Origin of the sequence: Syntrophobacter fumaroxidans MPOB, assembly GCF_000014965.1 — a bacterium.
GTDB lineage: Bacteria > Desulfobacterota > Syntrophobacteria > Syntrophobacterales > Syntrophobacteraceae > Syntrophobacter > Syntrophobacter fumaroxidans.
The window spans coordinates 3,952,183-3,964,335 of the sequence record NC_008554.1; the positions used below are offsets into that span (position 1 = coordinate 3,952,183).

The following is a 12,153-nucleotide window of genomic DNA, read 5'->3' on the forward strand; positions in this document are numbered from 1 at the left end:
GGCAAGGCCAAAGAAGAAGGTGCAGAAGTGGTCTTCTCCCCTCTCTCTTCCCCGGTCCGTACATGCCGATGCAATTCTTGCGCAATGAGACATTGAAGGAGCGGGCATTCATGAAAGCGGGAAAAGTCACACTGATTGTCGTATTCGCAGCCGCCTTCGGCCTTTTTTCCGCCGGTGCCGGCACAGCAAAGGAGGAGAAAATGACGGAGCAGCAAAATCCGGTGGCAGTGATTCAAACGTCTGAGGGCGACATCCGCGTCGAGCTCTGGGCGGACAAGGCCCCGATCACGGTGAAAAATTTCCTTCGCTACGTGGACGACGGGTTTTACGATAAGACCGTCTTTCACCGGGTCATCGATGATTTCATGATCCAGGGAGGCGGCATGACCGCCGACATGCGCAGCAAGACACCCCGCGATCCCATTAAGAACGAGGCGCGCGCGGAGCTGAAGAATACCAGGGGAACGATCGCGATGGCGCGCACCGGCGTTGTGGACAGCGCCACATGTCAGTTCTTCATCAATGTGAAGGACAACGACTTTCTCAATCATCGTGACGATAGCCCCGCGGGATTCGGTTATGCGGTCTTCGGCCATGTCATCGACGGCATGGACGTTGTGGACCGGATCAAAAAAGTCCCTACGGCCGGTGCAGGCATGCACCAGAATGTGCCGGTCAAACCGGTGGTCATCGAGAGTGTCAAGAGAGCCCAATGACGGAGCGTCGAAGTCCCGGCCGGCGTGGACGATCGCGCTGAATGCCGGCCGGGAGCGGACGGAACCGTCGATGTGCGTGCGACGCCCGGTGAGGGTGGTCGACAGCCCGAACCGGATGTCCTTCCCGCCACGAGCGAGCCAGTGGTCGTCAGGACCGTGGGCTGCGCTGCCGCGCATCCCACCCTGCGCGTCTGGGGTCACCTGACAGGCTGTGACCAGACTGCAAGGCTTGACGCGCACAACTGGAGCCGGAAACTTCGGACACCATGAGTCCCCCCTGCCCGTTCTCTGAGAACAGCCATTTTTTCGCTTGTTTACCCACAGATGGAATGATATGTAACGCCTAATCCTGCGGAGACCCAGACATTAAAGTCACATGCGATCGGAGAACCGAGAGCCGCATGAGAGAAAAACAGGGGCGTTGAATTCCTTTGTGCGAATTCATGTTTGTTCTTCCCCGGATTCTCATCGAAAGGAATGCAATGAGCGGTCGATTGAGCGACTTCATAAAGACTTACTCGACCGGAACAGATGGGGCATTGTCGTCGATGGAATATGGGGGGCTCTTCATCGAAGCACACGGCAGCCCACCTGACCAGTGTATATTGGTGTTGTCCGGAACGAGTATTCAACTGGCGGATATCGAGTTTTTCATCAATTGCCTGGTGGGCAAGGGATATTCGGTGGCATCGATCGAACGGGACATCGGCGGGCTGATCGATTTTAAGACGGATTCCAAGGCCGATCGCAAGCTGGCCCTTGGAGACTTTATCGATCATTTGAAGCGAGACCGCGGGATCTCAAGTATTCACATCATCGCGCAATCTTATGCCGCCTTTGAAGTGGCCCGCCTGCTCGTCGAGGCTCCGGAGACCTACAGGGCCTCCATCCCCGCGGTTGTTCTGGTGAATCCTGCGGGGTTCGATAGACAAATGAGATATGTTCCACATTGTCTCAGATTCTTGTTCATTCATGTGTTGAGCGGGTATGCCTCAGCCGTCGCAAGGCTTGTCATCAGCGGACGAAATGCGCCGGAAACGAGAAGGGATTTCCGGAGAAAGCTCTCAGCGGTCCATTCGTTCTTCATCAAAACCGTGCGAAACCCTATAAGAACGTTCAAAGAAATCGCCGACATCGTCTCATTTGACATCATCCCCTACGTGAAGCTCCTCATAGAAAAATACGGTTTTTCGTTCCACTTCGTATTGAACGGCGACGACAACCTGGTGTCCGCTTCAAGGACGTTGGAATGGTCCCGCCGATTGGTGCCGCATGAGAATGTCACGGTTTTCCCGGGCAATCATCTGGATTTTTTCGTCGATGAACGTCAGATCGTGTCGTTCATGGACACCTTGGGAATGATTGCCGTTCGAGGTAAACATGCTTGATGCAATCGTAATCTCCGATACCGGGAACGATACCTACTCGGTTTCAAGCCTCCTCAGGCTGCAGGTGGAGGGGAGGCCCGCGATCATCCAAAACGTTCGCAACATGCTCGAAAATGATGGAAGGATCGTTGACCCCGTCAAAGGCGAAAATGAAAACAATTGGCATTGTGCGCCCAAGCTCAACGGGATCGTGCTCCTGAGCCGCCTGCTCGGGGAGGGGGTCAACGCTGAATTGATCGATTCCTATTACAGTGAGCGCCATCGTTTCCTGCAGTTGCTGCGCGACAACCCCAAGATGGTGGTCATATCCACAACCTTTATACTCAATAAGAAAAGCCTCTACGATCTTGTTCGCGACATACGTTCGGTGGCGCCCGATATATATATTGTTGCCGGAGGCCCGTTTGTCTATTCGTCCTATCTTATCATGCAGCGTCGGGGAAGCTCCGGCTATGATGTGACGAGCCCGTCCGACGACTACTTGTTTCTGAACGACGACAACCGGCCCGATGTCGATCTGTATATCGTCTCCATGAAAGGCGAATGGGTGCTTTCGAAGGCGCTCGGCCTGATCAAGAGCGGGAAAGCCGTGTCCGGGCTGCCCGATGTCGCGCACTGGGACGGCCGGCGGTACGTATTCTCGCCCAGGAGCGTGAGCGAGGTCGACCCGGACGATCCGAGCATCGACTGGGACGGCATGCCGGATGACCTGTTCAAATCCGGCGCCGTCAATGTTCAGGCCAGCTACGGTTGCCCCTGCAAGTGCGAATTCTGCAATTTCGTAAGGGGGGACCGGCCCGCGCACGTGAAACCCCTCGGCGTCCTGGTGTCCGAGTTGACTCGAATTGCGGCCAGGGGAATCAAGTACGTGAGATTTGTGGACGACAATTTCAGGCTTGGCAGGAACGACCTGAACCGGGTGTGCGAAGCGTTTCTGGAGGCGGGACTGAACCTGAAATGGATGAGTTTTTTCAGGGCAAGCTCCCTCGAAGGCGCGGATTTGGAGCTCCTCAAGCGTGCCGGCTGCATCGAGGTGCAGATGGGAGTGGAATCGGCGGACAGAGAAGTCCTGAGAAGGATGAACAAGAAGTCCGACCCCGACATGTACGCCCGCGTGATCGGGCGACTGCTGGACGCCGGGATCGACTGTTCCTGCTGCTTTATCGTGGGTTTTCCCGGAGAAACCAGGGAAAGCTTCGAAAGAACGGTGGATTTCATCGAAAGCATGCCGAACCCGTCTCAACCCGGGTTATTTTCGTGGTCCATCTATCCGTTCCTTCTGGTGCCGCTCAGCCCCATCTACGAACCGGCGAAGCGGGCCGAATACGGTCTGTCGGGTTACATGAAGGAATGGAAGCATTCCACCATGGATTCCGCCACCGCTCACCGGTGCATCCGCAGTGCGTTCCGCCGGATCGAGAACACAAGCCCCATCTACAGTGGTGACAATCTGGAGATGATGGCCGGGCTGTCATTGGAGAAGAAAAAGAATTTCATCAAATTGCGGCACAGTCTGTCGAAACGATTCCTGGATGCACCTTACGACAAATCGTTGGTCGTGCGCTCGTTTGCCGAAATCCTGAAGTAACCGCGGTACGCCCCGGGCCGGCACGTTTTCACGGTTCGTGCCAAGCCCCCGGCTCACGGGCGTTTGCGAGAAATACAACGGCCATTCCGACACCCTTGAGCAGCCTGCGTCCTCCCCGCCGAAGGGTCTCAGCCCCGTCAGAACATGTAGCTCAGGGTCAGCCCGATGAGATGGATGTCCGTGTTGTACTCCCCGTTGGCCGCAGTCAAGGGATTGAAGAAGCCGTCGTTGGGATTGTCGTCCACCGTGTTGTTTTTGGTGCGGCTCACCATTTTCTGGAAGCCGTAGGACAACCCGGCGCGCAGCGCTCCATACCTGAAATCCGTCCCGATGGTGATCAGGTGGGCGTCGGCGTCCGGGATGGACGGGTCGAAGGTGGAATCCGGAACGGGATTGCCCTGGTAGAGGTATCCGGCCACAAGCGCGAACCGGTCGTTCAACTGGTATTTGGCCCCGATGCTTCCGGTCCATACGTCGTGCCAGTTCCTGTTGTTGACGGACACCATGCTGCCTGCGACCGGCTTGTCGAGCCGGATGATCAACTGTTCGAAGGAAGACCACCCTTCCCATCGCGCGGCGACTTCCAGGGTGAGGGGATAGAAGCCCTTGTAGCACACACCGAAGTGAACGCGCTGGGGGAGATTGAGTTGGGCGTCGCCGTCGGTGTCGGGAAACAGCAGTGAGAAATAAGCCGGTGCGCCGTTGGGCAGGGTGAACTCAGCCTTGCCGTCGACGTTCACTCTGACCATGCTCCGATACGATGCCCCGATGGATACATCCGGATGGGGTTCAAACAGCGCCCCGAAACTCCATCCCACGCCGTGACCGTCCCCTTTGAACCTCTGTCCTCCGTCGGCGAGCCCCAAGGGCGCGAAATAGAGCTTTTTCTCCAAGGTGGTGTCCAGGATCAGGAAATCGGGACCGCCGCCGATGGCCAGCCACGGCGTGACCTGCCAGGAAATCACGGGGTTGATGTCGTAAGTCGTCAATTCGGACTTGGTCGCGATATATCTTCCTTCCCAGTTGTCCGCCCATTCCGTGGCGAGTCCGAAGGGATTGAACACTCCGAGTCCCAGGCTGATCTTGTCCGTGAACCGGTGAGTGACAAAAAAAGTGGAAGGAAAGAAAACATCCTTTTCGGCACTGGTGGAATTTCCGGTGAGCCCGCTCTTGAAATCGCGCAGGGGAATGAGCAACGTGGTCCCGACTTCGACCTGAGTGCCTTCGAATTTGCTCATCAGGGCGGGGTTGAAGAAAATGACCGAGGGATCTTCCCCGTGGGCGATGGTGGCTGCGGCCTGCCCGAGGGATGCGGCTCCCTGTGTGTAGATGGCAAAGCCCGAACCGAAAGCGGGAGAAGCGCCGATCAGGGCGAAACTGGCCAGCACGATCAACAGCATGGAACCGGCGATACGCAGACACAGCATACTCCAACCTCCTTGTTCGTTGGCGATCCCCTTCGGCCAGGGGGGCCGTCCGCGGCCTTCGACTCGTTGCCGTCGGCTTGCCGGATGGAGACCGGATGTTCCTCGATCCATGGACGGCGCTCCGGGGTGCGCGGCAGAGCCGTGCTCGGGAGCGTCGCGATGATGATTGCCCGGACTGTCCTGCAGCGGCAAGAGCCGGACACACAGGAACGGGGGATAGTGTTCCGCATGAGGTGTGAATTCATACAAACAGCATTTGTGACCGGATGTCAACATCGCATTTCATCATCACGAGAATGCTTCGGGAGCGCGGCGAGATTCGTGCAGCGCTCTTTTTTCAAGCGGTCCGAATACCGTTGGAAAAGCTGGCGCGCCGTGGTAATAGAAGCTGATCCCGAATTTGAAAAAATACAGGAGCCATCCCGACCACATGCAATGCATCGAGTACCTGATGGAAAGCGAGGATGAGGCGACCCGTCTGGAAATGAAGACGGATTGCCGGTCCGTTGAGGCGCAGGCCCTCTGGGCGGGCCTCGGGCCGGGAATGCGGGTCGCGGACATCTGCTGCGGAACGGGCAAGACCAGCGCGTGCCTGAACGCGCTGGTTCAACCGGGGGGAACGGTGATCGGAATCGACGGATCCCCCGAGAGGGTCGCTTACGCCGTCGATCACTATGGAGGGGAGGGGATTGAGTTCAGGTGCCGGGACATCCGGGAACCGCTCGAGGACCTCGGCCTCTTCGACTTCGTCTGGGTGCGCTTCGTGCTCGAGTACTATCGTTCCACCGGTTTCGAGCTGGTTTCCCACCTTTCCCGAATCGTCAAGCCGGGAGGGGTCCTTTGCCTCATCGATCTCGATCACAATTGCCTCTGTCACTATGGAATCCCTCCAAGGCTCGAGAGAACCCTGTTCGCTCTCGTCGGAATGTCCGAGCGGGAAGCCGATTTTGACCCTTACGCCGGCAGGAGACTCTATTCACATCTCTACCGGCTCGGGTACCAGGAGATCGATCTGTTCGTCGAGGCTCACCATCTGATTTTCGGCGATCTGGAAGGAAAGGATTCGTACAACTGGGCGAAGAAGGTGGAAGTCGCTTCGCGGAAGCTCGGCTTCGATTTCGCCGAATACGGCGGCGGAGTCGAAGAATTCAAGGCGGAATTCAAAGATTTCTTTTCCGATCCGGGACGGTTCACCTATTCTCCCCTGATCCGCTGCCGGGGTCGCAGGCCGTTGGACGAAAGATAGCGAAACGTCCATGCGAAGCGTCGGCTCCCGGTCGATACGCACTCGCACCGCCCCGGCGCATCTGCGCCTTTCGGAGAAGTCGTGTCGAATCGAGGCGCCCCGGGGGCGTTTTCCTCCCTCAGCCTCGATCGGCGCGCATCCGGCGGGACCGTCACACGCCGCCCTAGGGCCGGGGCACCATTTCCTTGCGTTGAAGGTACCTGAGGAAAGCGTCGACGACATCGCTGTCGAAGTGAATTCCACGTTCGTGGTTGAGAATCTCCAAGGCTTGTCCCAATGGCATGGGGTCCCGGTAGTGTCTCTTTGATGTGATGGCCTCAAACACGTCTGCCACGGCGAGGATCCTTGCGCCGAGGGGGATTTCCATTCCCCGCAGCCCCTTCGGATAACCGCTGCCGTCATATTTTTCGTGGTGGCAGCCGGCGATCTCAGGGACTTGCCGGTACAACCCCTCGAAACGGATCTGTTCCAAGATGATTCTTGTTTTTTCAGCGTGTTTCTCGATTTCCTGCCGCTCCTCGGGCTCCAGCTTCCCGTTTTTCTTCAGGATCGAGTCACAAACCCCGATCTTCCCGTAGTCGTGCAGCAAGGCCGCGACCCGAATCATTTCGCAAAAGTCCTTCGGCATGCCCATTTCCTCGGAGATCCCGACCGCGTATTCGGTGACCCGTTCCGAATGACCGGCAGTGAGGGGGGCCCGGGCGTCAATACTGGCGGCGAGGGTGTGCAGGATCGACCGGAACTGCTCCAGTTTGGACTGAATCAGGGCCGCATTGTGCAGGCTGATGGCGATTTCCTGGGCCACTCCCATGATGAGGCTGATGTCGCTCTGAAGCAGGAGCCTTTTGGTCTGCAGGTTGTCCACCGCGATGATGCCCAACGCGTCGTCTTCGTAAATGATCGGGCAGCAGATGAAGGACTTGGTTTTCATTTGCCGCGCGAATTCAAGGCTCCGGGGCGACAGTTCATCCTTGATCTCATCGATGTTGTTGATGAGGAAAGGTTTGCGTTCACGCAACGAGATGATGAAGATGCCCCTCGAGTCCGACCTCACGCGGAAGCTGGAGTTGTTGAGAATCTCGATCAAGTCCTCCGAATAGCCGAACCCCGTGCAGAAATTCAGCCTTGTTCTGTCCGTGCTCACCAGCCAGATCATGCCGCGGTCGAAGTCCAGCCGCTGCTCGAATTTGCGTATGACATTGCTCAGGATGCCGTCGATTTCCATCTGCTTGCTGAGCGCCTGACCGATCTCGTTGATGAACAACGCATTGTTATAATTGGTGTTGATCTGCTCGATCAGCTTGTCGTTGGAGTCCCTGAGGTTCACAATGGCGCTGCTGAATTCGCGCACCTGCAAATGCGAGGCGTAGAGGCTGATGAGGAGCACGCCGAGCAGGCCCGCCGCCAGAAAGACACCCAGGGTGTACGAGGAAACCTCCTGGCAGGCGATGAGTCCCACCAGCGCGATGCCGACGGCGAAAGCATTCCGCACCTTGTGCCAGAATGCGGATGGCGAGCGCTGCCACGAGACGATGTAACGGCAAACTTGGCCGTTGTCGCGAAACATGCACTCCGGATGTTCGATTCTAGGCAGCCGATGCTTGAACACCAAGGATACCGCGTCGATGTGTCCGATCCTGTTCTCGCACTGGTAGGGTCTTTCCCGGACACCCTCGACGGGAGTGAAGGTGAGCTCGACGGTTTCCGACCGAAGCCGCCTGGCCGTGCAGGTCGACGATCTCGTGAAGTTGATGCTGGCTTTGCCGAGCATCTCGTAGGCGGTGGCGGGTGCCACATGACTGAGGACGTACTGTTTCATGGCCCCGATCGATTCCGCCGACGCCGCGAACCTGCCGGCTTCCCGCGCGATGTTCGTGTTGCCGGTGACGTTCACCAACTGTTCATAAAACCGGTCCACCTGGCTCTGGCTGAACCAGTGTCCTTCGTCTTCGACCTGGTAGCGTTCCATTCCCGCATAATTGAGCAGATCCGAGATGTTGATGTAGGGATAACGCTTCCTGAGCAGCGCGATAAAGGTGTTTATGATTCTGCTGTTGTAGAGGGGACGGTCCATCTCGGCCCTCAAATCACCGTGATCCCGCTGCCCTGTTCCTGTTTGCGGCGGGAACGGCTGAGCAGGTTCTCCATGTAGGAGAAATACTGATCGCTGTACTGGGAATTGAACACCCAGAGATCGTACTGTTTTTCAAAAGGGATACGCCTGCTCTCGGCGTAGCTCACCGGATAGAGCAAAATGGGAAAATCCTGCGGATCCTCAATCCGCAGCCGCCGCATGAGAGTGCCCAGGGCGGACAGAAAAGCCGTGCCGGGCAGATTGTCCTGGTCCAGCACGATGACATGCATGCAGTTCGTGAGATTGGAGAGGTTCAGCCCGATATCGGAGCGGGTGATCATGATGACCGCCTTCAGCTCGCGGCCTTTTTTCAGGGAAAACAAGTGCCGCTCCCTTTTGAAACCGAGCCGTCGGTACTCTTTGTTCAGGTCGCAGCACCTGATCATGTCCGGATGTAAATCCAGGGCGTAGAGCAGGAGACCACCGGAAGTGTGTTCGTAAAAGCTTCCCAGTTCGAGCAAATCTTCGGGTTGGGTGGGGTGAAGCTCATGGTCCTCAAGCAGCGGGGCGGGTTCCGTCAGGCTTGCCGGCTCTCCGTGCAGATGCAGGTAAGCGAACCGGTTCAGAGATGCCCCCCGCGGATCGTTCAGGCTCTTCGTGAATCCTCCGAACACCCGGTTGGGGAACCTGTTCTCGGGGCGGTAGTAGGAAATGATGAAGTTCATGTGAGTCGAATAGAGGCAGGCGAAGTCGTTCACATAACGACCGATCTGTTCGAGCACGACGATGCCCGCTTTTCTGAGCCAGGACCCCGTGGCGGCATGGTGATGGAACAGCCATGTGTTGTCATAGAACCTGACCATGGAAATGTGTCCGTGGATCGCCCCCTTCTCCTGGTACGTGAAATGCTTGACGATTTCCGGGCTGTGCAGATACAGCTTTTCGTAAGTGTCTTTGAGCTTTTCCTTGTTGGCGTGAATGAGCGCATACTTGCGCGGGTAAAAGAATCCGGTTTCGAAGAAAAACTTCCACAGGGCGTCGAGATCCACCCGTCCGCAAACGTAGGAACGTTGATCGGCGGCACGGTGCAGAACGCTCGAGAGCCTGACCTGGTCTCCGACGTTCATGTCCAGGAAGGCCATGCCGCAACGCACGTGGTTGTCCCGGTTGCCGTTGCGGACCGCGTTTCGGTAAACGACCTGGCCCGTGCAAGTGATCTTGAAGCCGTTGGCAAATTCGATCTCGATTTCCGGAACGATCATGCCGGTGAGCAGGACGGAATCCTCACAATTCTCCTCCACGGACACGCCGCCCCCTGAAATGTCCTCGATTTCGAGGTTGACCATCCTCCCGGTCAAAGGATGTCGAAAGATCAGGTTCGGGGTGGGAGACAACCGCAACCGAGTGCTCCTGAATGCCTTGGGCTTGAACCTTCGGATGTTGTCGCTGAGAGTCCGCAACACGAAAGTCCGAGTCTTCTGCCCGTGACTCTCACGGGTGATGCGGCATTCGCCCGAAAAGACGACCCGCCCTTCCTTGCGGAAAATGATCGTTGCGGTAGCCTTGGGATTGATCCACAGGAAGGACTGAGGAGGGACGATGGTGACCTCGATCCGAAACGAAACGGCGCTGAATTCGATCAGAGACCCGGAAAGCACCGCCCCTGCCTGGATGAATTCCACCTCCACATCCCGGCACGGGTAGCGCTTCGATTTCCTGAACCTCAGTTCGTGGCTCGTCTCGGGAAGCTCGAAGCGGAGCACGCCCGCCTCGATCCCCTTGAGGTCAGGCTTCACGAGAACGATCTTGAGGCCGTCGGTGAGGATCAGATTCAGGAAATCATAAGACCCGTGGTCATGCAGAGTAAGCGGGTCGGTCAGCCGGCAATCGAGCGTTTCTCCCAGACAGGGAAGAGGCTTCGCCCTGAGCGAGACCAGGGATTCGTACTTCTTGTGACGGAAATTGACGAGAATGCTCTGGTCTTGAAAATTGATGAAATTGATGTCGTTGATAAGGTCTTTCTTATGGATGCTTCTGGTTTCGTCAAGCCTGTCGTCCAGGTCCGTGTTCTGAAACAAATCGGCGATACGGAGCAGGTTGATGTGTCCCAGGTCGCCGTTTCGGATCGCGAGCGGGGCCCCCTCGCTCCGGTGCCACGGGAAAGGGGGAGTGGAGTCAGGTTTAGCCTGGGCTGAATCCGTCGGGAGCCGCATTCCGGCTTCGAGATCGGCAAGGAGCTCGCCCGCGCTGCGATAACGCTCGCGGCTGCCGGTGCACAGACCACCGATCACGCCGTCGATCCAGGACGGGATGCTCCCGTTCCTCCTGGAAGGCAACCACTCGTCGGGGAGCTTTCCCCCCGAGTCATAGAATGCATCAGGGTGGGGAAACGGAGGCTCCCCGCACAACATCTGGTAGAAGACGGCGCCCAGCGAATACAGGTCGGCCGAAGGCGACACAGGATGGTCGTCCGGGAAAAGCGCGCGCTCGGGAGCGATATACGGATGGTTTTCCCGCCCCGGACGGATGGGCCAGTCCGGCAGCAAGTCCCGCGGAGCGAGAAGGCCCCGGCGGAAATTCATGATCCGGGGACCCGAGGCGGTCAGCAGGATGTCCCCGGGGCACAACTCCCCGTGAACGACGCCGTTTCGATGGCAGGCATCGAGCCCGCGGGCCACCCCTTCGACTATCCGCAAAGTTGCATCCGGGCCGAGCGTTCCTTTCAACATGCGGGATCGAAGCGTATTCTCCTCGGCTCGGTCCAGGACCTGGACAACCTGGTCGTTGGTTTCGTCATAATATTCCGCGCAACCGACGATATTGGGGTGGGGTCCGATCTTTTCGAACGCTTTCCGGTCCTCCCCTATCCGTTCGGCCCGTTCGTGCTGTCGAGCGCGGTCGTTCAGGAACGGCAGGGTGATCACGCGGATGCGCCGGAGCTGTCCTTCCTGCTGTGGTTCCAGGGAGCGAGCCAGGTATTCGGTCAGTCCGGGTTCGATTGAGAGAGTCTCGCAAAGCCTGTGTCCATGAACCACCGAGGGCGGTTTCATGTACGCGCCCCAGCGATGGAGGATTTCGGCCAGTTGCTTTTGGTCCGACAGGGAATCGCTTTCGAGCAAGTTAGCGGACGGACCGGCACCGGGATCGGTGAGGCGGTTCAGCAGCCGGTCGTCCATGGGGAGCACAGGCCACCTCGATGCCCCGTTGACGTTCAGCTGCACGGAATCGCGGGCCAGCACCACCAGTTCCCTGAACGAAGTGCGCCTGTAGAGGCCGGTGTCCGCCCTGCCGACCAGGGTGCGCAGGGATTCGATCTTGAAGTGCAGGCTGCGGAAAGGATTCCGGCGTTCACGTGTTCCATCCACGCACCAGAACTCGTCATCGCCTTGAATCTGAGGACCCCAGTCCTTGATATCCAATACAAAGACGGCATGAGGGGCAATGAGCACAATGTCGATCTCGCACACCTGGCGAGCGTGTTCGTCGGGGATGGCCAGGACGGGCAGGACGACATACTCGGGACCGTGGAGCCCGAGCCCTTCAAGGGATTTGGGTGCAGGCACCGGGGGCAGATTCTCCACCAGAAAGCGGATCACTTTCTTCAGGCTTTCGCTTCGAGGCAGCGAACCACTGAGAGGTAAAATCAGTCGAGCCACTAGAGCGCTCCCTTGATCGTCGATGGCCCGTAAATCGCCCCGCCACAGCGCGGTCCGC

At 57.8% G+C, this 12,153-nt stretch carries 7 protein-coding genes; 4 read left to right on the forward strand and 3 right to left on the reverse strand.

Going from position 1 to position 12,153, the window contains the following annotated elements; translation table 11 throughout:
• Window positions 1-110: 110 nt before the first annotated feature.
• From SFUM_RS16710 to SFUM_RS16720, 3 genes are all read left to right on the forward strand, one after another.
• Complete coding sequence (locus SFUM_RS16710) at window positions 111-716, forward strand: peptidylprolyl isomerase (protein ID WP_337833059.1); 606 nt, start codon at window positions 111-113, stop codon at window positions 714-716.
• 482 nt (window positions 717-1,198) lie between these two features.
• Window positions 1,199-2,104, forward strand: coding sequence for an alpha/beta hydrolase family protein (locus tag SFUM_RS16715; protein ID WP_011700030.1), 906 nt, complete (start codon window positions 1,199-1,201; stop codon window positions 2,102-2,104).
• On the forward strand, window positions 2,097-3,692 hold the full coding sequence (locus SFUM_RS16720) for a B12-binding domain-containing radical SAM protein (RefSeq protein ID WP_011700031.1): 1,596 nt from the start codon (window positions 2,097-2,099) through the stop codon (window positions 3,690-3,692). Before SFUM_RS16715 ends, SFUM_RS16720 begins: the two co-directional genes overlap by 8 nt.
• Before the next feature lie 137 nt (window positions 3,693-3,829).
• Here the strand turns inward: SFUM_RS16720 and SFUM_RS16725 are convergent, their stop codons facing one another.
• Window positions 3,830-5,119 (reverse strand): OmpP1/FadL family transporter, encoded by a 1,290-nt coding sequence (locus SFUM_RS16725; RefSeq protein WP_041440799.1) that lies wholly within the window; start codon window positions 5,117-5,119, stop codon window positions 3,830-3,832.
• Between the two features lie 430 nt (window positions 5,120-5,549).
• On the opposite strand from SFUM_RS16725, the gene SFUM_RS16730 reads away from it, so the two are divergent.
• Entirely contained in the window at window positions 5,550-6,365 is an 816-nt protein-coding gene (locus SFUM_RS16730; protein ID WP_011700033.1) for a class I SAM-dependent methyltransferase, read from the forward strand.
• Between the two features lie 163 nt (window positions 6,366-6,528).
• Here SFUM_RS16730 and SFUM_RS16735 read toward each other — a convergent pair whose 3' ends face one another.
• On the reverse strand, window positions 6,529-8,451 hold the full coding sequence (locus SFUM_RS16735; protein WP_208597067.1) for an HD-GYP domain-containing protein: 1,923 nt from the start codon (window positions 8,449-8,451) through the stop codon (window positions 6,529-6,531).
• On the reverse strand, window positions 8,448-12,095 hold the full coding sequence (locus SFUM_RS22010) for an NERD domain-containing protein kinase family protein (protein WP_049766407.1): 3,648 nt from the start codon (window positions 12,093-12,095) through the stop codon (window positions 8,448-8,450). The genes SFUM_RS16735 and SFUM_RS22010 overlap by 4 nt, the downstream gene beginning before the upstream one ends.
• Window positions 12,096-12,153: the final 58 nt, after the last annotated feature.